24 protein-coding genes are annotated in these 25,074 nt (G+C 62.9%); 8 read left to right on the top strand and 16 right to left on the bottom strand.

Annotated features, from left to right (window positions below; all coding sequences use genetic code 11):
- Positions 1-85 precede the first annotated feature (85 nt).
- Both QMA15_RS21345 and QMA15_RS21340 read left to right on the top strand, forming a co-directional pair.
- Positions 86-727 (top strand): TetR/AcrR family transcriptional regulator, encoded by a 642-nt coding sequence (locus tag QMA15_RS21345; protein WP_279162988.1) that lies wholly within the window; start codon positions 86-88, stop codon positions 725-727.
- Between the two features lie 43 nt (positions 728-770).
- The gene (locus tag QMA15_RS21340) at positions 771-1,112 is read left to right on the top strand and encodes an Imm51 family immunity protein (RefSeq protein WP_021332919.1); all 342 of its coding nucleotides are present in this window, start codon (positions 771-773) and stop codon (positions 1,110-1,112) included.
- 62 nt (positions 1,113-1,174) lie between these two features.
- Here the strand turns inward: QMA15_RS21340 and QMA15_RS21335 are convergent, their stop codons facing one another.
- Genes QMA15_RS21335 through QMA15_RS21320 form a run of 4 tightly spaced genes read right to left on the bottom strand, consistent with a single transcriptional unit; the run spans position 1,175 to position 4,849 of the window.
- Positions 1,175-2,209, bottom strand: a complete 1,035-nt coding sequence (locus QMA15_RS21335; RefSeq protein WP_290286343.1) for an aspartate-semialdehyde dehydrogenase — start codon at positions 2,207-2,209, stop codon at positions 1,175-1,177.
- Positions 2,210-2,215: 6 nt separating this feature from the next.
- The gene (locus QMA15_RS21330; RefSeq protein ID WP_019746567.1) at positions 2,216-3,481 is read right to left on the bottom strand and encodes an aspartate kinase; all 1,266 of its coding nucleotides are present in this window, start codon (positions 3,479-3,481) and stop codon (positions 2,216-2,218) included.
- A gap of 49 nt (positions 3,482-3,530) precedes the next feature.
- The gene (locus QMA15_RS21325) at positions 3,531-4,484 is read right to left on the bottom strand and encodes a hypothetical protein (protein ID WP_290286339.1); all 954 of its coding nucleotides are present in this window, start codon (positions 4,482-4,484) and stop codon (positions 3,531-3,533) included.
- The gene (locus QMA15_RS21320) at positions 4,484-4,849 is read right to left on the bottom strand and encodes a hypothetical protein (RefSeq protein ID WP_073512825.1); all 366 of its coding nucleotides are present in this window, start codon (positions 4,847-4,849) and stop codon (positions 4,484-4,486) included. Before QMA15_RS21320 ends, QMA15_RS21325 begins: the two co-directional genes overlap by 1 nt.
- Positions 4,850-5,119: 270 nt before the next feature.
- Between QMA15_RS21320 and leuA the strand changes: the two genes are divergently transcribed.
- Positions 5,120-6,928: a 2-isopropylmalate synthase gene (gene leuA / locus QMA15_RS21315; RefSeq protein WP_290286334.1), complete on the top strand. Its 1,809-nt coding sequence runs from the start codon at positions 5,120-5,122 to the stop codon at positions 6,926-6,928.
- A 248-nt stretch (positions 6,929-7,176) separates the two neighbouring features.
- Complete coding sequence (locus QMA15_RS21310) at positions 7,177-7,554, top strand: PLDc N-terminal domain-containing protein (RefSeq protein ID WP_020968226.1); 378 nt, start codon at positions 7,177-7,179, stop codon at positions 7,552-7,554.
- Between the two features lie 131 nt (positions 7,555-7,685).
- On the opposite strand, the gene QMA15_RS21305 is transcribed toward QMA15_RS21310, so the two are convergent.
- Positions 7,686-8,579, bottom strand: coding sequence for a LysR family transcriptional regulator (locus QMA15_RS21305; protein WP_020905920.1), 894 nt, complete (start codon positions 8,577-8,579; stop codon positions 7,686-7,688).
- 90 nt (positions 8,580-8,669) lie between these two features.
- Between QMA15_RS21305 and QMA15_RS21300 the strand changes: the two genes are divergently transcribed.
- The 4 genes from QMA15_RS21300 to QMA15_RS21285 are packed head-to-tail and all read left to right on the top strand — an operon-like array spanning position 8,670 to position 13,372.
- Positions 8,670-9,611 (top strand): EamA family transporter, encoded by a 942-nt coding sequence (locus QMA15_RS21300; RefSeq protein WP_019746562.1) that lies wholly within the window; start codon positions 8,670-8,672, stop codon positions 9,609-9,611.
- 25 nt (positions 9,612-9,636) lie between these two features.
- Positions 9,637-10,890, top strand: coding sequence for a MurT ligase domain-containing protein (locus tag QMA15_RS21295; RefSeq protein ID WP_021332917.1), 1,254 nt, complete (start codon positions 9,637-9,639; stop codon positions 10,888-10,890).
- On the top strand, positions 10,883-11,596 hold the full coding sequence (locus QMA15_RS21290; RefSeq protein WP_019746560.1) for a glutamine amidotransferase: 714 nt from the start codon (positions 10,883-10,885) through the stop codon (positions 11,594-11,596). The genes QMA15_RS21295 and QMA15_RS21290 overlap by 8 nt, the downstream gene beginning before the upstream one ends.
- A gap of 57 nt (positions 11,597-11,653) precedes the next feature.
- Entirely contained in the window at positions 11,654-13,372 is a 1,719-nt protein-coding gene (locus QMA15_RS21285; protein ID WP_279162980.1) for a VWA domain-containing protein, read from the top strand.
- Between the two features lie 4 nt (positions 13,373-13,376).
- On the opposite strand, the gene QMA15_RS21280 is transcribed toward QMA15_RS21285, so the two are convergent.
- The 11 genes from QMA15_RS21280 to QMA15_RS21230 form a co-directional block, all read right to left on the bottom strand.
- Entirely contained in the window at positions 13,377-14,540 is a 1,164-nt protein-coding gene (locus tag QMA15_RS21280) for a low temperature requirement protein A (protein WP_020905917.1), read from the bottom strand.
- Positions 14,541-14,606: 66 nt separating this feature from the next.
- Positions 14,607-15,734 carry an acyl-CoA dehydrogenase family protein gene (locus QMA15_RS21275; RefSeq protein WP_279162979.1) on the bottom strand — a complete coding sequence of 376 codons (1,128 nt, stop codon included), beginning with the start codon at positions 15,732-15,734 and terminating at the stop codon, positions 14,607-14,609.
- A 1-nt stretch (position 15,735) separates the two neighbouring features.
- Positions 15,736-16,941: an acyl-CoA dehydrogenase family protein gene (locus tag QMA15_RS21270; protein ID WP_020905915.1), complete on the bottom strand. Its 1,206-nt coding sequence runs from the start codon at positions 16,939-16,941 to the stop codon at positions 15,736-15,738.
- A 17-nt stretch (positions 16,942-16,958) separates the two neighbouring features.
- Positions 16,959-19,169, bottom strand: coding sequence for an acyl-CoA dehydrogenase (locus QMA15_RS21265; protein WP_279162978.1), 2,211 nt, complete (start codon positions 19,167-19,169; stop codon positions 16,959-16,961).
- A gap of 27 nt (positions 19,170-19,196) precedes the next feature.
- On the bottom strand, positions 19,197-20,327 hold the full coding sequence (locus QMA15_RS21260) for a steroid 3-ketoacyl-CoA thiolase (RefSeq protein ID WP_279162977.1): 1,131 nt from the start codon (positions 20,325-20,327) through the stop codon (positions 19,197-19,199).
- The gene (locus tag QMA15_RS21255; RefSeq protein ID WP_047888077.1) at positions 20,324-21,178 is read right to left on the bottom strand and encodes an SDR family NAD(P)-dependent oxidoreductase; all 855 of its coding nucleotides are present in this window, start codon (positions 21,176-21,178) and stop codon (positions 20,324-20,326) included. The genes QMA15_RS21260 and QMA15_RS21255 overlap by 4 nt, the downstream gene beginning before the upstream one ends.
- Before the next feature lies 1 nt (position 21,179).
- Positions 21,180-22,388: a DegT/DnrJ/EryC1/StrS aminotransferase family protein gene (locus tag QMA15_RS21250; protein ID WP_134998541.1), complete on the bottom strand. Its 1,209-nt coding sequence runs from the start codon at positions 22,386-22,388 to the stop codon at positions 21,180-21,182.
- A 32-nt stretch (positions 22,389-22,420) separates the two neighbouring features.
- Positions 22,421-23,602, bottom strand: coding sequence for a lipid-transfer protein (locus QMA15_RS21245; RefSeq protein WP_047888076.1), 1,182 nt, complete (start codon positions 23,600-23,602; stop codon positions 22,421-22,423).
- Positions 23,599-24,012, bottom strand: coding sequence for a hypothetical protein (locus QMA15_RS21240; protein WP_020968218.1), 414 nt, complete (start codon positions 24,010-24,012; stop codon positions 23,599-23,601). Before QMA15_RS21240 ends, QMA15_RS21245 begins: the two co-directional genes overlap by 4 nt.
- Positions 24,009-24,437 carry an OB-fold domain-containing protein gene (locus tag QMA15_RS21235; protein ID WP_047888075.1) on the bottom strand — a complete coding sequence of 143 codons (429 nt, stop codon included), beginning with the start codon at positions 24,435-24,437 and terminating at the stop codon, positions 24,009-24,011. The genes QMA15_RS21240 and QMA15_RS21235 overlap by 4 nt, the downstream gene beginning before the upstream one ends.
- A complete protein-coding gene (locus QMA15_RS21230; RefSeq protein ID WP_041814552.1) occupies positions 24,434-25,012 on the bottom strand; it encodes a MaoC family dehydratase N-terminal domain-containing protein in 579 nt (192 codons plus the stop codon). Before QMA15_RS21230 ends, QMA15_RS21235 begins: the two co-directional genes overlap by 4 nt.
- Positions 25,013-25,074: the final 62 nt, after the last annotated feature.

The raw sequence follows: 25,074 nt of genomic DNA, 5'->3' as shown, positions 1-25,074 counted from the left end.
ATTGATGACGACGAATACAACGGTTGCGTATGATTCACGAAGAATTGGCAGGCAGATTAGGGTGGGAGCGGAGGTGAGGCACACGATGACCAGGTCACAAGCTGACGCAACGGATACACCGCGACGCAAATACGCCCCGCGCATGGCGCCCGAGCAACGACGCGAACAGCTCCTCGACGCAGCATTCGAGGTCACCGGCCGCGCAGGCCTGCACAACCTCAGCATGGAATCCGTCGCTGCCGAAGCCGGCGTCGGCAAGCCCGTCCTTTACACGATTTTCGATACCAGGACCGATCTCGTCGCCGCACTCCTGCGCCGCGAGCACGAGCGAGCCATCGCTCAGGTGCTCGAAACCATGCCGACGGATCTGAGCGAACTCGGCCCAGCGGCGTCATACACCGGAACCGTTGGCGCCTTCGTCGACGCCGTACTGGAGAACCCGACGCGCTGGCGCCTGATTCTGACGTCTGTGGAGAACGCCCCCAGCGAGTATCACGGCTTGCTGAAGCTCTCTCGCGGAGCTGTCTTCGCCCGCGCCGAAGAACTGGCGCGTGCCGGGATTGCCCTCGAACCGAAGCTCGAGAACCTTGATCCGGTTCTCCTCGCACACACGATGATGTCGTTTGCCGAAATGCTCGGACGGTTGGCCGTCAGCGACCCCGAAACCTATACCCGAGAACGCCTTTCCAGCTTTGCCGTTGCGCTCGCTCAGTCGGTCGGGCGTTAGCAGACCACTGAAACCTGTCGGTCGGATCTGCTTCAATACACGCATGACATCACCATCGATCGAACCGCTACAGCTTTTCGAAACGTCTCCGGGCAACTGGTCACTGATGCTCACCGACCAGCATTTCGGCAAGGTAGCAGCGGTATTCGAGCAGGTAGAGGGTTTCGAAGGCTCCGGCTACGACTGGGCGTCGGTCGCCCACGCAGTGGTAGGCCGCGATGCACCGCATCTGGAGGGCCGCTTCGGCACCGATCCCGAAGCGGGCATGTTTGTTGCGTACGGCAGCGACAACGAAGCTCTTGGTGAACTCGGAGTGCTTCTCGCCAAAGCGTATTCGGATGCCGAGTACCTCGGCGGCCTGGTCGCCATTTCCGAACTCGACTAGAGCTCCTGCTGAAACGACACCGGCCCCACACCTAGGTGCGGGGCCGGTACCGAACAAAAGATCTAGCCGACCAACAGCTCGGCAATCTGAATCGTGTTGAGAGCGGCGCCCTTACGGAGGTTGTCACCCGAAACGAAGAGCGCGAGTCCGCGTCCCTCCGGGACACCCGGATCCTGACGGATACGACCGACCAGCGACGCGTTGCCGCCGGCAGCGGCCAGCGGCGTCGGAACCTCGACCAACTCCACTCCGGCAGCGTCGGCGAGGATTTCCTTCGCACGAGCGACCGAGAGCGGGTTCGCGAACTCTGCGTTGATCGCGAGCGAGTGTCCGGTCACGACGGGAACGCGCACGCAGGTGCCCGAAACCAGCAGATCAGGAAGTCCGAGGATCTTGCGGCTCTCGTTACGGAGTTTCTGATCCTCGTCGGTCTCGCCACTTCCGTCGTCGACCAGCGAACCTGCCAGCGGCAGGACGTTGAACGCGATGGGGGCGACGTAGTTGTTCGGGGCCGGGAAGTCGACGGCGCTGCCGTCGTGAACCAGCTTCTCGGCGTCACCGACAACGGCGCGCACCTGGCCGAGGAGTTCCTCGACGCCGGCGATCCCGCTACCGGACACAGCCTGGTAGCTGGAGACGATCAGACGCTGCAGACCGGCTTCGTCGTGCAGAACCTTGAGCACCGGCATCGCTGCCATGGTGGTGCAGTTGGGGTTCGCGATGATGCCCTTGACCAGGTTCTTCGTGTCCTGCGGGTTGACCTCGCTGACCACGAGGGGAACCTCGGGATCCTTGCGCCATGCGGAAGAGTTGTCGACAACCGTCGCACCGGCCGCGGCAAAGCGCGGAGCCTGCGCACGAGACAGCGTCGCACCGGCGGAGAAGAGGGCGATGTCGATGCCCTTCAGATCCTCGTCGGACGTTGCTTCGGCATCCTCGACAACGATCTCTTCGCCGCGGAACGTCAGCTTCTTACCGGCGGAGCGTGCCGATGCAAAGAACCGCACCTTGTCCGCGGGGAAGTTACGTTCTTCGAGCAGAGTGCGCATGACGATGCCGACCTGACCGGTCGCACCGACAACAGCGATTGTTGTCATCAGAAATTACCGTCCTGTTCCTGCGTGTACTACGGCTTCTTCGTCGCCGCCGAGACCGAAAGCGGCGTGGATAACGCGCACGGCGTCGTCGAGTTCGGTGTCCTTGACCAGCACGGAGATGCGGATCTCGGAGGTCGAGATGAGATCGATGTTGATGTCGGCCTTGGCCAGTGCCTCACAGAACGTGGCCGTGACGCCCGGGTGGCTCCGCATTCCGGCACCGACCAGGGAAACCTTGCCGATGTGGTCGTCGAACAAGATCTGTGTGAAGCCGATGTCTTCCTGACGCTTGGTCAGGATCTCGACGGCGCGGGGGCCGTCGGCGGTCGGCAGCGTGAAGGTGATGTCCGTCTTGTTGGTCTCCACCTTGGAGATGTTCTGCAGCACCATGTCGATGTTGATCTCGGCATCGGAGACAGCGCGGAACACCTTGGCAGCATGTCCCGGTGTGTCCGGCAATCCGACAACGGTGATCTTGGCTTCGCCGCGATCGTGCGCGACTCCGGTGATCAGGGCCTCTTCCACAGGAATGTCCTCCATCGATCCGGACACGATTGTTCCGGGCTTGGTGGTGTATGACGAACGGACGTGCACAGGCACGTTGTAACGACGGGCGTACTCGACACACCGGAGCATGAGCACCTTGGCACCACACGCTGCGAGTTCGAGCATTTCCTCGAAGGAAACCGTCTCGAGGCGGTGAGCGTCAGGGACGATGCGCGGATCGGCGGAGAAGACGCCGTCGACGTCGGTGTAGATCTCGCAGACGTCAGCGTTGAGTGCAGCTGCCAACGCCACGGCGGTGGTGTCGGAGCCACCGCGTCCGAGCGTCGTGATGTCCTTGCTGTCCTGGCTGACGCCTTGGAATCCGGCGACCAGAACGATCGAGCCTTCGTCGAGGGCGGTGCGAACACGGCCCGGCGTGACGTCGATGATCTTGGCGTTTCCGTGGCTGCCGGTCGTGATGACTCCGGCTTGTGAGCCCGAGAACGAACGAGCTTCGGCGCCGAGGGAGTGAATTGCCATCGCTACCAAGGAGTTGGAGATGCGCTCACCCGAGGTCAGCAGCATGTCCATTTCACGGGCCGGCGGGGAAGGGCACACCTGCTGAGCCAGGTCGAGCAGCTCATCGGTGGTATCGCCCATCGCTGACACCACGACGACGACATCATTGCCGGCCTTCTTGGTCTCGACGATCCGTTCAGCGACTCGTCGGATGCGCTCGGCGGTTGCCACCGAGGATCCGCCGTACTTCTGGACGACGAGAGCCACGCGTTTCTACCTCCAGGTCGAAATTGTTTACAGATACCAGAGGTCGAGCTTACCGAGGTGGTCCTGGGACTTCCCGATGCGTACTGCTGTTCGCCTCAGATCCGCGCGGGATCAGTTGCGAGATCCGCGCTCGCATCAACGTCGCAGAACGCGAACCACCGGCAACGTAACCGACCACCGCGACGGCAACTCCGCAGGCGAGAAGCACGCGGATACTGCTGACCAGGGAAACTGCCAGCGCGTCGTACACCGCCACAGCCGCCTCGGACGACGGTATGTCTGAATTCTGTAAATAGACCCGGCGCACGACGGCCAGCGCCACCAGCAGGGCGATCATCGCCACCGCCGTCGCCAGCCCGACCAGGGACAGCGCGCGCATTCGCCCCGGTGCAACTGCGACGGCCGCAATCGCGCAGGCCACCGACGCCCACGGCAACCAGGCTGCTGCTCGGTCGAGAGTGTTCGAGAAATCCTGGGCCCGCACCAACTCGTCGGATTGCAGGATCTCGAACTGCGGATCGAGCGCCGGGAGGCGATCGATCACGGTGAATCCGCGATCGCGCAGGTTCGTCCTCAGTTCCGTCATGACCGGTTCGAGGGAGACGGTGACCGTTCCGCTTTCGTCGGCCCGAACTATGCCGTCGGCGGCTCGGCCGGTCACCATCGCGGCAAGTTGCGCGTGCGCTCGACGGTTGGCCGCGGTCCAGAGCGTCGCAAACTGGTCGCTCGAGACCAACGACTGAGCGGCCTCACGAACAAGTCTCTCGGCCTGTCTCGTCACCACCTGCGGAAACTCGTCCAACCGCTGCGTCAATTCCTCGGTCAGCCGATCAACGACCGCCGATTGGACAGCGGGGTCGGCAGCCAGCGGGGCAACGGACTCGACATAGCTGTCGGTGTCGTTCACCTGGGTGTGGACGAACAGCGCGAGCACCGAGCCGGCAAAACCGAGACCAGCGAGAACGATCAGCAGTGAACAGACGATCCAGCGGATCGAGCGCATCACGTGTGCTTGGCGCGCGCCGGTCGAATCTTCGCGGTGATGTGGTGAATGCGGTGATCGTCAGCGGGTATCCGGAAGGTCTCGGTAACCCGAACGGTCATCAGGTTGCGCCCGAACAACCCGGCGTCAAGGAGGTAGTCAGCCGTCAGGTCGTCCCCGTCGACCGTCCACTCCACCTCACGAATGTCGCGGATCACGCGATACTGAGGACCTCCGGAAAGGCTGCGCCGCAGATGATTCCCCGAAAATCCGGTCTTCAACCCGACCTCGCGACGTACCGCGTCCGGAGCCAGCGGTACGGAACTGCCATCGTGACTACGGAGCGCGTCGAGGTACGTGCTCGCCACGGCGATTCGGGGATCCATGGACGACAGTCCACCATTTTCGAGGCCGAAACGGCAGCACAATTCGGCGACAAATTGGACATGAGGGCGAACCCCACCGATTTCTCGCGAAATCCAGGAGTAGAGTGCTGTGCATGCAGCGCGCACTCCTTCTTGGTTGCCGCGACGGGGTCTGATCCAGACTGGCCTCCCGCCGCGGGGTTTTTGTGCGCCGGTCGACCAAGCCTTCCGGACTCATGGTCTTGACCAACAGGTCATCAGGCCAGGTCCACAATCCTGGAGATCACACCAATGTCCCCCGCTGACGCATTCACCACCGGCACTCGCACCATTACCCCGCCCACGAAGCCGGCACATTCCGACCAGCCTGCGTGGAACACGCAGAAGAACTCGTCGATGCCGACGTTCCGCTACCGCCCGTTCGCCGAAGAGGTCGAGACGGTCACGCTGCCCGACCGCACCTGGCCGGACAAGATCATCGACCGAGCACCCCAGTGGTGTGCCGTTGACCTGCGCGACGGCAACCAGGCGCTGATCGATCCGATGAGCCCGGCGCGCAAGCGTCGCATGTTCGATCTCCTGGTCCGTATGGGCTACAAGGAGATCGAGGTCGGATTCCCGTCCGCGAGCCAGACCGACTTCGACTTCGTTCGCGAGATCATCGAGGACGGCGCGATCCCGTCCGATGTCACCATCCAGGTGCTGACGCAGTCGCGTCCTGAACTGATCAAGCGCACATTCGAGGCGTGCGAAGGTGCCGAGAACGCGATCGTGCACTTCTACAACTCCACCTCGATCCTGCAGCGCCGCGTCGTGTTCCGCGCCGACAAGGACACGATCAAGAAGATCGCCACCGACGCCGCCGAACTGGTCCTGGCCGAGTCGAAGAAGTACCCGGACACCAACTGGCGCTGGGAATACTCGCCCGAGTCCTACACCGGCACCGAGCTCGAGTACGCCAAGGAAGTATGTGACGCCGTCACCGAAACCCTGGGTGCGACGCCTGCCAACCCGGTCATCCTGAACCTGCCCGCCACCGTCGAGATGGCGACACCCAACGTGTACGCCGACTCCATCGAGTGGATGCACCGCAACCTGGCCCGCCGCGATTCGGTCATCCTGTCGCTGCACCCCCACAACGACCGCGGCACCGGCGTCGCTGCAGCCGAGCTGGGCTACCAGGCCGGCGCGGACCGCATCGAAGGCTGCCTGTTCGGTAACGGTGAGCGCACCGGCAACGTCTGCCTGGTGACCCTCGCACTGAACATGTTCACGCGCGGCGTGGACCCGCAGATCGATTTCTCGAACATCGACGAGATCCGTCGCACGGTCGAGTACTGCAACCAACTGCCCGTCCACGAGCGTCATCCGTACGGCGGCGACCTGGTCTACACCGCGTTCTCCGGCAGCCACCAGGACGCGATCAACAAGGGCCTCGACGCCATGAAGGTCGACGCCGACAACCAGGACTCGGACGTCGACGACATTCTCTGGCAGGTCCCCTACCTGCCGATCGACCCCAAGGACGTCGGCCGCAGCTACGAGGCCGTCATCCGCGTGAACTCGCAGTCCGGCAAGGGCGGCGTCGCGTACATCATGAAGGCCGATCACGGTCTGGTGCTGCCGCGTCGTCTGCAGGTCGAGTTCTCGCAGTCGGTCCAGAAGATCACCGACGGCGAAGGCGGCGAGGTCTCGCCGAAGGAAATGTGGGACGTCTTCCACGAGGAGTACCTCGCCCCCGTCACCCCGCTCGAGCGCATGAAGCAGAAGGTCACCGCCTCCGAGGAGGACGGCGGCACCGACGCCATCACCGCCATCGTCAAGGTGAACGGCAAGGAGCAGGAGATCTCGGGAACCGGTAACGGCCCGCTCGCTGCCTTCGTCGACGCGCTGGGAAGCATCAACTTCGACGTTCGTGTCCTCGACTACTCCGAGCACGCAATGTCCGCCGGCGACGACGCCCAAGCGGCGGCCTACGTCGAGTGCGCAGTGACTGGCCCGGACGGTCAGAGCACCGTCGTCTGGGGTGTGGGTATCGCCACGTCGATCACGACGGCGTCGCTGCGCGCCGTGGTTTCGGCAGTGAACCGCGCGAGCTGACACTCACGCAATACGAACCCGGCTCTTCAACAAACCCTGGTCTCACCCGATTTTCGGGTGAGACCAGGGTTGTTTTCACGGCACAGAAGTTCTTCGGTCCGCGTTTTCGCTTCGGCATGACATAGGTCCCGAAAGAGTCGCTTAGCGAAGTTAACAAACAGGATTCACCCATCGAGGATGATGCAGCCGACCCCGGCACGTGAGATAGTCACCTCAGACAAATCCGACTTGTGAAATGGGGCTCGACAATGGATTCCTTTTGGGACTTCCTCTGGCTGATCATCATCAGCTTCGCGTTCATCGCGTACCTGATCCTGCTCTTCTCGATCATCACCGACCTATTCCGTGATCACAAGACTTCCGGCTGGGTAAAGGCAATCTGGATCGTCTTCCTGTTCTTCATTCCGCTGCTCACCTCGCTCGTCTATCTGATCGTCCGAAGCGACGGAATGGCCCAGCGCTCCATGGAGGCTGCTCAGCAGGTCAAGAATGCACAGGACAGCTACATCCGTGAGGTTGCCGGAAAGTCCCCGGCCGAGTCCATCGCAGATGCAAAGGCACTTCTCGACGCCGGCACCATCAGCGAAGAAGAATTCGCAGCGCTGAAGGCCAAGGCCCTCGCCTGATTCAGGCCCTCACTAATCAGTGAGGATTGCACTACCGAAACGGGAGCGACACTAATCGTGTCGCTCCCGTTTCGTATTCATTCACCATCCGCCGTTCATGCACCGACAGCCGTTCATGCACCGACAGCCGTTCATTCACCGACAGCTCGCGCGACGTCGCGAAAAGCGTCGAGAACCACTCCGATAGCCGGGCTGCGGTCGATGTGTAATCGAGTTGCCAATTCATAAACGCGTGCAGCGCGCACGCCTGCCACCGGTTTCCTCGACACTCCAGGATGTGTGATCGCGTAACGCGGCATCAAAGCCACACCGTGGCCCGCCGCCACCAACTCTTCGATAACTCGGAAATCGTTTATCCGATGAGCGACTCGAGGTTGGACCCCGGTGACGGACGCAACCGACAACAGAACGTCGTCGACCGGAAACCCGCCGCGCACGCTGATCCAGTTCTCGTCGGCCAATTGCTCCAACCGGACCGAATCCTGCTCGGCGAGTGGATGATCAGGCCGCAGCACCAGATCGATCGGTTCACGCATCAGCGGTTGCACGCTGACCCGGGGAAACGAGGTCTCGGCGCCGCGTTCGTCACGGTGAGTGAGGATCACGTCGTGATCGGCCAACAGTCCAGGGACGGCCGACGCCGGTTTGTCGACGTCGTGTGCGTCGATGTCCACGTCCGAGTTCTTCAGCGCCGTCAGGACGCCGGGCAGCAGGAGAGCTGCTCCGGAGGGAAAGAACGCGACTCGCACCTTGCCGCGCGGCGAGCCTCGGTACGACGCCATCTCGTCCGCTGCCCGGTCGAGCGCCGCCACCACGTCGTCGGCGCGGAGCACCAGCGCTCGACCAGCGTCGGTGAGGCGCAGCGTGCGCCCGTCCGGCTCGAGGAGCGAGACCCCCGCCTCTCGGCCGAGGATCTTGAGTTGTTGCGAGACGGCGGACGGTGTCATCGAGAGAGCGAGAGCAGTAGCGCCGACGGTTCCTCGGTCGGCGAGCTCACGGAGGATCCGCAAGCGCGTGGCATCCATACGGTGACGAATATCCATGTAGCAAAACTACATGGATAGTGCATCTATATTCGCTTGTTCTGATGCTTCGTACGGCTCACGATTAACGTCATGACTCCCCGCGACCGTCTCCTCGGCCTGACCGTGATCGTCTTGTGGGGTCTGAACTTCCTGGCCATTCGCGTCGGCCTGGATCATTTCCCGCCGTTCTTCTTCGCGGCGCTGCGGTTCCTGATCATCGCGATTCCGGTGGTCATCTTCGTGCCGCGTCCGCAGGTACCGCTCCGTTGGTTGCTGCTCTACGGATTCGGTTTCGGATTCGGCCAGTTCGTCTTCCTCTTCTGGGCGATGCATTCGGGGATGCCGACGGGTCTCGCATCACTGGTCCTGCAGTCGTCCGCGCCGTTCACCGTCGTCCTCGGCGCGTTCCTACTCCGCGAGAAGCTCAGCGTCTGGCAGGTCTCCGGGATCGCCGTCGCCGTAGTCGGTATGTCGTTGATCGGCTGGGACCGTTCACACCACGCGGCACTGCTGCCCGTCATCCTCACGCTCCTCGGCGGCCTGTCCTGGGCGTTCGGCAATCTCGGCAGCCGCTTGGCCGCGGCGAACACCGTCGGCGAGCCCGCACCGATGCGCTTGATGCTGTGGATGTGCGTCATCCCGCCGTTGCCGATGCTCGCCCTGTCAGCGGTGGTCGAAGGCCCCACCGTCGGATGGCACGCGCTCGGCACCGCGTTCAGCGCCGACGCCTGGCCGTCACTGGTCGGGCTGGCCTACATCATTCTGCTCGGCACTATCGCCGGATCCGGGCTCTGGACGATGCTCATGGGCCGCTATCCCGCCGGCATGGTGGCGCCGCTCTCCTTGCTGGTACCGGTAGTGGGAATCGGCGCGTCTTGGCTGTTCCTGCACGAGGATCCGAGCCCGTTGTCCCTGGTCGGGGCAGTCATCGTGATCGCCGGAGCGAGTGCCGCACAGATGAGGCGCAAGCCCGCGAACACTGTTTTCTCGGACACACCTGCAGCCTCACCACCGGCGCGACTCGGCGTCTGACGATGCCCTGTGCCAAACTCGGGCCGTGGGAACTGGACTATCGATCACAGTGCGCGGAAAGCTCGCCATGCGAGCTGCCGCAGCAGCATCTTGGGCATCGCAGAAGGCCGGTCGCGGCAAGGGTTCGATGATCGGCGGGTTGATCGCCCTCAAGATCGACCCGACGCTCATGACTCAGCTCGGACGCGGCAAGCGCACCGTCGTGGTCACGGGCACCAACGGCAAGTCGACGACCACGCGTATGACCGCCGCAGCGCTCGCGACACTCGGTGACGTCGCCACGCAGGCCGACGGCGCCAACATGGATGCCGGGATCGTGGCCGCTCTGGCCGCGCGTACGGACGCAACGCTGGCAGCACTCGAGGTCGACGAACTGCACGTCCCCCACGTAGCCGACGCCGTGAACCCGGAAGTGATCGTGCTGCTCAATCTCAGCCGCGATCAGCTCGACCGGGTCGGCGAGATCAACATGATCGAGCGGAAGCTCCGCGCGTGCGTCAACGCGCATCCGAACGCGGTGATCGTCGCCAACTGCGATGACGTACTGGTCACCTCCGTGGCATACGACGCCACCAACGTCGTGTGGGTTGCTGCCGGCGGCGGCTGGGCCGGCGATTCCGTCAGCTGCCCGCGCACCGGTGAACCCATCGTGTGGGAGGGAAAGCACTGGCGCAGTACCGGTTCCGACTTCGCGCGGCCCGAGCCGACATGGTGGCTCGACGACGACAATCTCTACGGCCCCGACGGCCTGAAGATTCCGATGACGTTGACTCTCCCCGGAAAAGCCAACCGCGGTAACGCCGCTCAGGCCGTAGCTGCTGCGGCTGCTTTGGGCGCAGATCCGGTCGGGGCAGTTGCCGCCGCGTCGACGGTCCAGGAAGTCGCCGGCCGCTACAGCACCGTCGAGGTCGGACCGCACTCCGTCCACATGCTGCTCGCGAAGAATCCCGCCGGTTGGCAGGAAGCGCTGTCGATGATCGATCCCACGGTGGACGGACTGGTGATCGCGGTGAACGGTCAGGTGCCGGACGGCGAGGACCTCTCCTGGCTGTGGGACGTGAAGTTCGAGCACTTCGAAGGCGTCAAGGTAGTGGCCGCCGGCGAACGCGGAACCGATCTCGCCGTTCGCCTCACGTACGCAGGCGTCGAGCACACCCTCGATCCGGATCCGTTGCGCGCCATCGCTTCCTGCCCTCCCGGACGCGTGGAGGTACTGGCGAACTACACAGCCTTCCGTGACCTCAACACCGCCATCGCGAAGGAGTCTCGCAATGTCTGACTCGACAATTCGCATCGGACTGGTTCTCCCCGACGTCATGGGCACCTACGGCGACGGCGGCAATGCCCTGATCCTGCGTCAGCGTCTGCGGATGCGCGGTTACGACGCCGAAATCGTGGACATCACCTTGAGCGATCCGGTCCCCGACTCGCTCGACGTGTACACATTGGGTGGCGCCGAGGATTCCGCTCAGCGACTCGCAACGCGCCATCTCGCGAAATACCCTGGCCTGCAACGCGCCGCCGAGCGCGGCGCACCGGTTCTGGCGATCTGCGCTGCAATTCAGGTGCTCGGCAACTGGTACGAAACCTCCAGCGGCGAACGCGTCGACGGTGTCTCGATGCTCGACGTCACGACCTCTCCGCAGGAGAAGCGTTCCATCGGCGAGGTCATCACGAAGCCCTTGATCGACGGGCTCACCGCGCCTCTCTCAGGTTTCGAGAATCACCGCGGCGGAACAACTCTGGGTAGCTCAGCCTCTGGATTCGCACGTGTCACCCATGGTGTCGGAAACGGCGTCGGTGACGGATTCGAAGGCGTCGTGCAGGGTTCGGTGATCGGGACGTACATGCACGGACCCGCCTTGGCCCGGAATCCGGAACTCGCGGACCTCCTGCTCATGCGGGCCTTGGGCGTCAACGAGCTCGAACCCCTGCATCTGCCCGAGGTCGACAAGCTCCGCAAGGAGCGGCTCGCGATTCGCTGAGCCTGTCGTCCGTTCGGACGACTGTTGGTGGGCGGCGGCACCTCGTAGCCTCATTCCATGCGTCTTCGTGTGGCGATCTGTATTGCGGCGACTGCGATCATTGCCGTCGGGTGTTCGACGCAGGGCAGTGGCGGGCCCAAAGAAGCAGGTGGGACCCAGGAAGTAGGCGGGCCCCAGCAGGCAAGTGTCACTGCTGATCCGGTTTCAGAGGCGAGCGCAACGGCGCCTAACATCATCGTCCTGGACGCCTCGGGGTCGATGAAGCAGGACGACGCTCCCGGTCCTCGAATCGATGCCGCCAAGAACGCGATTCACACTCTTGTCAGTGGTCTTCCAGACGACACAGCGCTCGGTCTGATCGCGTACGGCACCGCCACAGGTAGCAGCGACGCCGAGAAGGACGCGGGTTGCCGCGACATCAAGACCGTCGTGCCACTCGGACCGCTCGATCGAAATGCATTCGCAGCGGGAATCGACGGGTTGTCCGCGTCGGGATACACGCCGATCATGGCTGCGCTTCAACAAGCCGCCGCCGCACTCCCGACCGATGGCGAGCGCACGATCATCCTCGTCTCCGATGGAGAGGACACCTGCTCAACCGAACCTCCATGTGAGTCCACGGAAGCGATACCTCACGATCCTGACCTGACTATCCACACAATCGGATTCAAGCTCGACGCCGCTGCGTCCGGCCAGTTGAAGTGCATCGCCGACGCGACCGGGGGCATGGCGATCGACGCCGCCAACGCAGCGCAACTCACCGCACGGCTGGCGGTTGCCTCGAATCCCGAATCCGCACGGGAGCGACTCTCCACCAGCGGCTTCCGTGACCTTCGGATCGGCATGACGGTGGAGGACGCACGGAAAGCGGCCGGCGATCTGGTGTCGGTATCGAAGACCGGAACGGTGGTGGTCGAATGGCAAGACTGCGAATTGACCTTTACCGATGGCGTTCTCGTCGAAATTGCACCCCGGACCGGTGCTGTCACACTGGACGGACTGGCCGTCGGCCAGAAGATGCAGCGCGCCGCCGAACTGTACGGTCCCTTCACTGCCACAACCAATTCCGACGGCGAATCGGTTGCAGTCTTTCCGGCCGACTCCGAAGCAGGAACCGGGTATCGCATCACCTTCACACCCGAAGGCAAGAAAGCGGATGAGGGAACTATCACCCGCATAGTCCTCTGCCGGTGCTTGCCCGCGACTGCGGGATCGTCGGCGGGCGGTACACCCACCGAGATCGTGAATCTTGTTGCCGTCGACGGTTCCGGCAAACCCAAATCCGGTTGGAGTGTCAAGACACCGGCCATGAAGATCAGCGAGTGCTACGGAGCATCTCAGTCGGCCGTCACGCCGGGAGTCATCACCTGCGGAAGCACCGCAGACGGGGCGGACGCGTGTTGGGTCGGCCCGGAGCCCGATTCGATTCTCTGCCTGCAATTTCCCTGGGGAACAGAACTGATCACCGCTCGAGGCGTGGACGGCGTCGAGGCCTATCCGCCGCCCGCCGGCCCGACTCCCTTCGGGCTCGAACTCGAGAACGGCCTTCTCTGCCGCGTCCGGCACGGCGGTTCGTGGCCCTCTGCCGAATCCGACCCCCGTCTGGCGGGCGCCTACTCCTGCCGAGGGCAAGGGACGGATACACCCATCGTATGGGCCGAAAGCACCTATCCGATCGATCGTTCCGAAGATCGGTGGACCGTGCTGGTCGGACCGTCGAAGGGACCGCTGGAGACCGTCGCCGTCACCAAGGCGATATTCCTTGCCGCCGAATGAGCGCTCAGACGGTTTCGGATTTCCCCTCGGTCAGAACCAGTTCCACGGCCAACAGCGCGGCGCAGGCCAGTCCCGCAACCAGTTCGGGCACCGCGGTGTAGGTACCACCGAGCACGACGACGATCGCGACCGAGAACGGCATGAGGGTGCGTACCGAGGAGTCATGTAGTCGAATGTGGATGAACCACAGGGCGGCAAGGATGACCGCGACCGGAACGGTGACGGCAGCACCCGTCACCAACGCGCTGCCGTCACCGTGATGAGTCCAGAAGTCGACGCGCGAAGCCAACCCCGCACCGATGGCGGCAGCGGCGGCGAAGATGAAGTAGTGACCGAACCCCCAGACGAAGGGTGAGACGTTGTCACCGCCGATCACTTCGCCTGCATTGCGTTGGAAGTAGAGCCACCACAGGCTGAAAACAATCAGAATGCCGCCGATCACGACGTAGGTGACCTGCGCTGCCGGATGCTCACCGTCGACCGCGTCCTGAATCGCGATGGTGGTCGAGAGGATCGTCTCGCCCAGAACGATGATGAAGAACAACGAGTACCGCTCCGCGATGTGATGCGGGTGCCACGGCGTCATGCCCGGCTTCTCCGACCAGATCGGTACCGCGAATTCGCACAGAACCAACACCAGGAACGTCGGGACGTAAATGGCGGATGGAACGAAGTAGAAACCGATCCAACCGATCTGGACCAACACGATTCCGAGAGCGTATCGACGAGCCGTGAGCGCATGTTCGGGGTCGTTCCGCGACACCCTGAGCCATTGGATGACCAGGGCTATTCGCATGATGACGTAGCCGACGATGATGAGCAGGGCGTCGTCGTTGAAGAAGCGGACGATGCCGGCTGCAAGGACCAGCGATCCGAGGATCTGGAAGATGGTCAGCAGCCGGGCGATTCCGTCGTCGTTGTCGTACGCCGAGGTGAACCACGTGAAGTTCAGCCACGTCCACCAGATCGCGAAGAATGCCATCGCGAAGTGCCCGACGCCCGAAGCCGCGTGCCCTTCGCTGATCGCGTGGTGCAGACCGGTGGCCGCTTGAGCGACCGCCACGACGAAGCAGAGGTCGGTGAGCAGCTCGAGCGGCGTCGCCACCCGATGCGGCTCGTGCGGATCCCGCGGAACCAACGGCCGGATGAACGAACTGGTGCGATTCACGAAGGGCAGAGTAGCGCGATGATTGCCGACGCGCTGCCCGTGACTGCAACCTGTCGTCTCAGATATTCACGCCGACGCCCCGATCTGGGCTCGGATTTCCAACTGATCGGCGAGTTCGGCGCCTATCGCCCCCGCGCTCCCCAAGGTGAAGGCGATCTGCCGTCCCCACAGGAAATAGCGGTGAATCGGGTAGTCGACGTCCGCGCCGATTCCGCCGTGCAGGTGCTGGGTCGCGTGCACCACACGCAGGCCGCCGCGCGACGCCCACCATTTGGCGACCAGCGCCGCTGCTTCCGCTTCACTCTCGACTCCGCTGTCCATCAGCCAGGCAGCGCGGTGCGTGGTCAACCTTGTGCTCTCGGTGTCGAGGTACGCGTCGGCGGCCCGGACGGCAACTGCCTGGTTGGTCGAGAGTGGACGACCGAATTGCACTCGCTCGGAGGTGTATTTCGCCGTCATCCCCAGCGCTTCCTCGCAGACGCCGGTAGCCAGGGCCGCAAGAGCCACCCGTGCACGCCGCAACGTCCTGTCTCGAACCACCGCGCCGTCTGCGGGAAGTGCGTCAGCTGCAGTAACCGCAACCCCGTCGAACTGCACAGCGCTGTTGCTCTCGCGGTTCGTCACCGCAAGCGGTGTACGCACCAGCGCGTCCCGGTCCGTGGGCACGATCATGACGCTGACACTGCCGTCCGGCATCGTCACCGGAACCACCAGCGCGGCCGCGAACTCCGCGGCAGGCACGGAGTCGACGTGGCCTGACAGAACCCAACCGTCAGGCGCCGGTTCGGCGCGAACCGCCGTCTCGGCGTTGTAGCCGGTGTCGAATGCGCCGGTGACGATCACCGAGCCGTCGAGCAGTCCCGGAAGCCACGACGCTTTCTGCTCCGTGCTGCCGAACTCGGAAATCGGCAGCGCCGCCGTGGAAATCACCGACCAGAGCGGCACCTGGGCGACCCGGCGGCCCTGTTGTTCGAGCACCGCAGCCAGGCCGAGCATTCCGAGTCCTGCTCCCCCGACCTCTTCCGGCAGAGCGATTCCCAGAACGTCGGAGTCGGCGAGGAGCTTCCACAGTTCGGCGTCGAAACCGCTGGTGCTCTCCACTTCCCGCAGTCGGCCCACTCCGCACTTCGCCGAGAAGATCGATTCACTCAGATCCCGCACGGCGGACAAGTTGTCGTCGAATTCGAATTCCATGTCAGCTCTTTTCGTTCTGTGCAGCGGGCCGGCGACGCGCAGCAAGCGCCATGCCCAGGCATTTTGCGGCGACAATTTCACGCATCACTTCGTTGGTACCACCACCGAAGGTGTTGTTCTGGGCGCGCCGACCCAGGTTCTCGACCCGCCCTTCCAGTACCGCTCCGGGTGTACCGGGGCGCAGTAAGCCCTTGGCACCCAGCACTTCCTGCAGCATGCCGTACGCACTGACGACGGCTTCGGTACCGAAGATCTTGGCCGCGGCCGAATCCCCGCCGCCCAAGGTGTTGGCGGCGACGTCCGCCACCAGTCGCAGGTTCATCAGGTCGGCGGCGCTGAGCAGCGCGTAGACTTCCGCCAATTTCTCACGTACCCAGCCGATGTCGTAGACGTGGCCGTCACCGGCGGGTTCTGTCTTTGCCCACTCGACCACCTCGGCGAAGAGCTCGTTGGCGATGCCACCGCGTGCTGCCAGGGCAACACGTTCGTGGTTGAGCTGGTTGGTGATGAGCTTCCACCCCTGATTGAGCTCACCGACGACATTGCTGATCGGCACCCGAACATCTTCGTAATAGGTTGCCGAAGTGCTGATTCCGCCCACGGTGTGAATTTCGGTGACCGAGAACCCCGGCGAATTGGTCGGTACCAGGACCACGGAAATGCCCTGATGCGTCGGCGCGTCAGGATCGGTGCGAACGGCAAGCCAGACCCAGTCGGCAAACACACCGGCGCTGGTGAAGATCTTGTTGCCGTTGATGACAAGCTCGTCGCCCTCGATGCGGGCGCGTGTTTCGAGTGCCGCGAGATCGGTGCCCGCATTGGGTTCGGTGTAGCCGATGGCAAAGATCAATTCACCCGCCAGGATCGGACGCAGGAAGAAGTCCTTCTGAGCTTGCGTCCCGTGCTTGATCAGAGCGGGTCCGACGGTGTTCAGCGTGACCAGTGACAGCGGCGCATTCGCGCGAATCACTTCGTCGTAGAACACATACAGAGCTTCGGGGTTCTCACCCCGACCGCCGAATTCCTCCGGCCACCCCAAGCCCAGCCAACCGTCTTTACCCATCCGGCGCAGGATGCGATCGAAGACGGGGCCGCCTTCGGTCTGATCCACGAGAGCACGGCGGTCTTCGTCGTTGATGATCTCTGCGAAGTATGCGCGCAATTCCTTGCGCAGAGTCTTCGACTCCTCCGACAAATCCAAGTACATGGTGAAGCTCCTAAGATCTACGAACGCGGCAGGCCGAGTACGCGCTGCGCGATGACGTTGAGTTGGATTTCGACGGTTCCGCCGCCGAACAGAATCGAGGGAAGTCCGATGTGGTCTATTGCGTAGTTCGCCGCCGGGTCGACAACTGCGGCGCGCGGTCCGAGCAGTCGCAACAGGTCCCGCGAGCCCTGGCGCTGCGCCAGGGCGTTGTACACCTTCGACACGCTGATCTCGGCGCCCGGTTCCTGACCCGCCAGTCGCGCCGACACTCCGCGCAGATTCATCGCGGACAATGCCAACTCACGAGAGATACTGCGGCCGAGGCCTTCCACTGCATCTTCGCGGGGGCAGTCGTGGCTCGCTTCGGCAATCACCTGACGGAACAACCGACTCGAACCGTGGTGCAGCGTGCTGCCCATGCTCAAGCGTTCGTTGGACAGCGTTGTCGCAGCAAGTTTCCACCCTTGCCCCGGTCCGGCCACCAGGCAGTCGTCCGGGACGAAGACGTCGTCGAGGAATACCTCGTTGAATTCCGACTTGCCGGTGGCTTGCTTCAGCGGACGTACGTCGACGCCCTTCGAGGTCATGTCGACCAGGAAGTACGACAGCCCACGATGTTTCGGAGCGTCCGCGTCGGAACGCGCCAGGCATACCCCCCAATCTGCCTCGTGCGCACCCGAGTTCCACACTTTCTGACCAGACAGGACCCAGCCACCGTCGACCTTGCGCGCTTTCGTGCTCAGACCGGCCAGGTCTGATCCCGCGCCCGGCTCACTGAACAGCTGGCACCAGATGATGTCGGCGCGCAGCGAAGGCTCGACGAACCTGTCCTGCTGCTCGGCGTTGCCGTGTTCGAGAATCGTGGGCAGCACCCATTCCCCGATCACCGTGGACGGTTGAGCCCAACCTCGCATCGCGAATTCATGTGCGATGACGGCCTGTTCCCTCGGTCCCGCTCCCAGCCCGTACGGCGCCCGATAGTGCGGGGCAACCAGTCTGGCGTCGGCAAATCGGGCGCGTCGAGCGCTCCCCTTGGCCGGCGCCCAACTGGCGCTAGTGGTTCCGTCGTCGGGCAGCAGCGCAACCTCGTCCAGAACCCTACGAACCTGCTCTCGTAACTCCGGCAGCATTTCCGGGTCGACAAAGGAGAAATCCCGTTCCGAATCGGCAGACCGGTCTCCCAACGTGTGTGCCCACTTCACCTCGGAACCCGCCACTGCCGCGATACTGATCGCCCGCCGCCAGTACAGATGCGCGTCATGCTCCCAGGTGAATCCGATTCCGCCGAGCAAAGTTACACATTCGAGGGCGTTCTCGATGCCGACGGGCAAAGCGGCCAACGCAGCTTGAGCCGAGACAAGTTTCTGCTGATCCTCGTCGTGGTCTTCGGATCGAGCGGCGTCCCACGCTGCGGCACAGGCAATCTCGGAGCGGACCAGCATCATGGCCGCCTTGTGCTGAACTGCCTGGAAGCTTCCGACCGGACGGCCGAACTGCTGCCGGGACTTCACATAGTCGACTGCGGTCCGTAGCGCCCACCCGGCGATACCGCTCGCCTCCGCAGCCAACACCGTGTTGACGATCAGTTCGGTTCGGTGCGCCTGGAGGCCGTCGACGATCAGCCCAGCCTCGACCTGGTGATCGGTCAACGTCAGTGTTCCGATCGACCGTGTCAGATCCACCCCGTCTTCGATCACCACCGCAGCGGAAGTCGACGGTTCGAGCCGGAACCACAACTCGCCGTCTTCGCTGTTCGCCCGCACGAGAACGACATCAGCTCCGGGCAGACCTAGAGCTGGGTCGGCAGAACCGCTCACTGTCCACCCAGCGTCGCTGCGAGCCGCGCGCAATCTCGTTCCGGTGCAGACTGCTCCGGTTGCACCGGCGGCCAATTCGGTCAGCATTGTTTCCGCAGCCGGGCCCGCAGCTGTTGCGAGAATGCCGCTCGCGATGACCGTCGGAACGTACGGTCCCGGATAGAGCGCATCACCCAATTGCTCGACTACCACTGCAAGTTCGGCAAGACCCGCCCCGTCACCGCCGTACTGCTCCGGCAGGTGCACTGCGTGCAGGCCCTGACGGACCAACCCATCCCACGAGTCCGGCCGATCACCGGCGGCGTACCGCTTGACGTTGCTCCGCGTATCGGCGATTCCACCGAAGCGGTTCGCGAATGCGGCTACCGCTTCCGCCAGGTCACGGTGATCTTCGAGCAGGGGTAGTGCCATGGCAGGTTCCTCAATCTTCGATTCTTGTCAGATGCGTTCGAGAATCAGGCAGGTGGTTGCGGCGGACGCGCAGATCGCGATCAGTGCGATGGACTTGTTCCGGCGCTCCAATTCGTCGATGACATTGGCCAACAGTCTGATTCCGGTTGCACCGGCCGGGTGGCCCAGTGCGATTGCGCCGCCGTTGACGTTCAGCAATTCGGCATCGACGCCGTGAACCTGCGCGAACGACATCGGTACCGAAGCAAATGCCTCGTTGACCTCGAACAGATCGATGTCGTCGATCGTCAGACCAGTGCGTCCGAGCACGATGTTTGCCGCGTCGACGGGACCGTCGAGCATGAACTCGGTGTCACCGCCGATGACGCACTGCGCCAGTATCTTTGCGCGCGGCCGCACGCCGAGGGCCTTGGCTCGATCCTCGGACATCAGCAGAGCTGCACTCGCACCGTCCGAGACCTGCGAAGACGTTCCAGCGGTGTGCAATCCGTCCTCTTGAACGGTGCGCAGCTTCGCGAGCCCTTCGAGAGTCGATTCGCGCAGACCCTGATCACGGTGAACCGGAACGTCAGAGCCCGGAGCGACCACATCGATGATGTGCGAGTCGAAGCGTCCTGCCTCCCAGGCTGCTGCGGCTCGCTGCTGCGAGCGCAGCCCGAAGGCGTCGAGATCTTCGCGGCTGAAACCGCGCTTGACAGCAATCCGATCGGCCGCGGTGTACTGGTCGACGGTATCGAGTGACCACGACTCCGGACGCGGCGTTCCCAGGCCGGTACCCACCTTGTACGTCAACGGAGCTCGGGACATCAACTCGACACCGCACGCCACACCCACGTCGACTGCACCGATGGCAATTTGGCCGGCAATCAACTGCACCGATTGCTGCGCTGTGCCGCACTGCGCGTCGATCGTGGTGCAACCCGCTTTCAACGGAAGGCCCGCATGCATCCAGGACGTACGCACGATGTTTCCGAACTGCTCACCGAGAGGCGTCACACAGCCGCCGATGACCTGGTCGACCGCGTCAGGATCCACGCCAACCCGATCCAGCACACCTTTCTGCGCATAACCCAACAGTTCCGCCGCGTGGACTCCGGACAGCCAACCCTCACGCTTGCCGAACGGCGTTCGTGCTGCGTCCACGATGACGGGCTTCATGCCAACTCCTCGGTTCGTAGTGCCGGGTTCTCCGGTAATGCTGCGCCGTCCAGACCGCGTACGGTCAGGGACCACTCGTCGATCAGGTCCAAGCTGACGCTCGAGCGCGCGGTGAACTCGGTGTCGCAATCACACAGCGCTGTGACCGCTTCCACCATTTCTTCCATAGATTCGACCTGATCCGGCCGGATAGTCTCACCGACCAGGACTTTGGCGCCCTCACTGAGCACCGCTGCCCGCGGTTGAACCGTGTTGACGCGAACCCCCTGGCCGTAGAGTTCCACGCCCATGCCGTTGCTCATCCTGTTGAGCGCTGCTTTGGAGGCGCCGTACACGGTCATGGCAGTTCCCGGTTCGACCCACGTGAACGGCGGGCCATGCCACGGTTTGACGGTGCCACTGGACACGTTCACGATCCAGCCGTATCCGTTTGCCACCATCCCCGGCACCACGGCTTGCATCAGATCGAGCGGTGCATGGACATTTGCCTCGAACATCAAACGTCGTCGCCGCAGTGGGTAATCCGACAGCGGCTGATAGATCGCCGCTGCCGCGTTGTTCACCAGGATGTCGATCGTCCCGCCAAGCTTCTCGATCGCCAGCGGCACAACGGTGTCGCGCTGCTGCTCGTCCGTCAGATCTGCGACAACTATCTCGACTTTGGTTCCGTACTTGGCAATTCGAGCCGCAGTCTCTTCGAGACTGCCCGGCAGGGTTGCATGCGTGCCGAGCGTCCGAGCCACGAGGGCGACGTCGGCACCCTCGGCTGCCAGTCGCTCCGCGACGCCCGCACCGATTCCGCGACTGGAACCGGTGACAAGCGCTCGGCGGCCGTCAAAGCGCCTCGTCATGCTATTTGAACTTCGAGGCGAAGCGATCGATGCTCTCCGCGATCCGTGCAACTTCGTCTTCACGCAGGCCGTGACTCATGCCGAGTGTCATTCCTCGGGCGAAAACCGCGTCGGCTTCCGGCAACCCTTCGGCCGGCTGACGGAACTCGATGTTGTTCATCATCGGGTGACGAGTGACGTTGCCGCTCCACACAGTTCGTGTGTCGATACCGTCGGCCTCGATGGCTTCCTGCAGGTCGCTGCGCGTGAAGGGGGCGTTCTCGTTGATCATCACCGGGTAACACAGCCACGCCGTATCGAGACCGTCGAGTTCTACCGGCGTCGTGAAGAATTCAGGATGGGCGCCGTATGCCGCCGTGAAGGCCGCAAACGTTGCCTTACGCGTCTTGTAGTTCTCTTCCAGCTTGTCGAGCTGCACGACACCGTAGGCTGCGCCGAGTTCGGAGGGCTCGAAGTTCCATGACATGAGCTCGAAGATGAAGTCGTTGTCGTAGTCGACGCCGTCGAGTTCTTCACGGAAGACTCGGCCGGACTTGGTACTACCGAACAGATTCGGCTCACTGCGACGACCCCAGCGGCGAAGCAGGAGCGCCTTGTCGCGGCTGGCTTCGTCGTCGACGCACACCATTCCACCGGTTCCCGCGCACGTGATGATGTGTGCCATCGAGAAACTGGTGACGACGATGTCCGCCCGGGAGCCGGTGGGAGTGCCGCGGAGCGTGGCACCGATCGCGTCACACGAATCCTCGATCACCTTGAGTCCGTGACGATCTGCGATATCACGAATGACGTCCCAGTCCGGGCAGTTGCCGGCGAGGTTCGGCATGAGGATGGCACCGGTTTTTTCGGTGACCATTGCCTCGATCTTGGTGACGTCGACGTTGAACGTGTTGGGTTCCACGTCCACGAACACCGGCACCAGACCGGCACGCACGATCGGTGCGATGTCGGTGGAGAACGTCAACGGCGACGTGATGATCTCGCTTCCCGCAGGCAGTCCGAGCAGCTCGACTGCCAAGTACAAACCCGAGGATCCCGAGTTGCACATGACGCCGAACTTCTTGCCTGCCAAGGCCGCGATACGTTCTTCCATCTCGAAGACGTTCTTGCCGATGCGCAATCCTTGATGCCCGCTGCGCAAGACGTCGACAACCGCCTGTATTTCTTCCTCGCCGTGTGTAGCCCTGGCGTAGGTGATCCGCTCACTCATCTGGTTCCTGCTTTCTCGAATTGGCGGCAGATTCAGCGATCTGCCGAGAGGACGAGCGCACTGTGCGGAACGGGAGAGCCGCCGGTCACGAGCACGTTGTCCAGAGTTTTGGTGGGTTGATTGGTGGAAGTGCCGCGGATCAGGCGTACACCTTCGGCAATACCGTTGACGCCGTGGATGTATCCCTCACCGAGTTGACCGCCGTGGGTGTTGATCGGCAGGCGACCGTCCAGCTCGAGATTGCCGTCGGCGATGAAGTCTTTTGCCTCGCCTCGACCGCAGAATCCGTACTCCTCGAGTTGAAGCAGAACCATCGGGGTGAAGGCGTCGTAGAGAATTGCGGCATCGATGTCGTCCGGGCCGATACCGGCCTGGTCCCACAGTTGGCGCGCCACGAGTTCGACTTCCGGCATGCTGTCGATGTCTTCGCGGTAGTAGCTGCTCATCGAAATCTGTTGTGGACCTACACCTTGCGCAGCACCGCTGATGATCGCTGGTTTGTGCGGCAGGTCGCGGGCGCGCTCCGCGCTGACGATGACCAGCGCCTGTCCGCCGTCACTTTCCTGACAGCAGTCGAGCAGGCGGATGGGGTCGGCGATCATGCGCGAGTTCTGATGATCCTCGATGGTGATCGGGCGTTCGTAGAACCAGGCCTTCGGGTTGTTCGCGGCATGCTTGCGTGAGAGAACCGAGATCTGACCGAAGTCGGCGCTGGTTGCCCCGTACTTGTGCATGTAGAGCTTGGCGAGGAAGGCTTCCTGCTGCGCCGGCGTCAGAAGCCCGTACGGGTTGATCCAGTTCCGATACTCCTGGTCCGTCGACGCGTTGTACGCAAAGGGCGGTGGCCCGGCGCCGAATCGGTGGCCTGATCTTTCGTTGAAGGCACGGTAGACGACCACGACGTCGGCGACACCACTGGAGACGGCAAGCGCGGCTTGTTGAACCGGTGCGCAGGCGCCGCCGCCGCCGTGTGGAATACGACTGAAGAACGTCAGTTCCGGGATCCCGAGAGCGCGTGCGACCGCAATCTCGGGATTGTTCTCCATGGTGAACAGCGCAAATCCGTTCACCTCTTCTGCCTCGATGTGAGCGTCGTCGAGCGCGGCGATCACGGATTCGCACGCCAACTGCCATTCACTGCGGCCGGAGTTCTTGGAGAACTCGGTGGCGCCGATCCCGGCGATGGCGGCTTGCCTCGAAAATCCTCGTGTCATGCGATTACCCTTTCCGCCGGTTCGAGGGTCACGTCGGCTGTCACGTGCGTTCCGCGAGCGTTCTTGCCGAGAACCGTCACGGTGAGCGTCCGGCCGTCGGTGTCGATCACTTTGCCGGTGAACGTCATGGTGTCTCCGGGAAAGTTCGGAACACCAAGCCGTAGTGATGTTTTGACGATTCGCGATCCCGGGCCTGACCAGTCGGTGATGTAGCGGTCGATGAGCCCGTTGGTGGTGTTGATGCTCATGAAGATGTCGGGAGTTCCGCGATCCTGCGCCTTGCCCGGATCGTGATGCACGTCCTCGAAATCCTGAGAAGCGATCGCCGTGGCGACGATGAGCGTTCGGTCCAACGGCAGTTCGAGGCTGGGAAGGGTCGAACCTACCTCGTAATCAGAAAGATTCGTCATTGCACCGATCCCCGTCGCCTCAGTTGCGGCAGCATCTCGCTGTGAGCGTGCTCGGAGAACGCCACTTCGAGTTCCATACCGAATTCGAGTTCCTCGTGATCGATGCCCGCGATGTCGGCAACCAGACGCGTGCCTTCTTCGAGATCGACGAGTCCGACGGCGAGCGGGTACTCGAAGGCAGGATCCTTCGGGTGATGAATGACCGTGAAGCTGTGCAACGTGCATCGCCGCGTGGATTCGACTGTGTCCCAACTGAACGAGCGGCATTCCGGGCAGGCGGGCGCTGGCGGGTGGCGCAGAGTCTTGCAATCCGCACACCGTTGGATCTCGAGGCGACCCTCTTTGGCCGCGGAGAAGAAGAAATCGTTGTCGTCGGTGACGGTGAGTCTCGGCACCGCGGTGTGGCGGGAGCCAGTCTCGCTCATGCGATTACCTCCTGGGCTTCTGGCTTGGTATCTGTCTGGGCATCTGGTTTGAATCTGAGCAGTCGAAAGCGCTCTTCGACCAGCGTCTTTCCGTCCTGGTCCACGTACTTCTTGAACAGAGTGATGAAGCACCCGTGACCGAGAGCCGTCTGTTTGAACGGTGAGATCGCTTCGATGGTGAAATATGCGGTGACGTGGTCTCCGGGACTCAACTCCGCGAAATACTCCTGCTCGACGTTGGTCGCGACTACGGACGTGTAGCCGGCCTCGTCCAACAGCCCGAGTAGTCGTGAATAGGCGAAATCCTCGGAGGCTCCGTCGGCGCGAAGTTGTTGGACCTGCCGATAGCGGCGGTAGCCCGCCATCACCCAGGTCGAGATCATGGCGGGTGGGCAGACGACGTCTCGACGACCGGTGCTGCGAGCAGCTTCGGCGTCGACGTAGATCGAGTTGCGGTCGTCGTGTGCCTCGACCCAGTTGCGGATCATCGCCTCGTTGACGGCGTAGCGGGCGACGCGGGGTGGTTCGGCCTCTGCGCCGATGAAATTCGGAAACTGCGTCTGCAGGCTCTGCACTGAAATCCTCCGTGAACGAAAGTTGAGCAAGCGCTTGATTTTGAAGCTAGCATAGGAATCCG

Source organism: Rhodococcus sp. APC 3903 (assembly GCF_030407755.1).
Lineage (GTDB): Bacteria > Actinomycetota > Actinomycetes > Mycobacteriales > Mycobacteriaceae > Rhodococcus_F > Rhodococcus_F erythropolis.
Note: the sequence above shows the minus strand (reverse complement) of the source record. Positions and strands in the feature narration are given on the sequence as shown.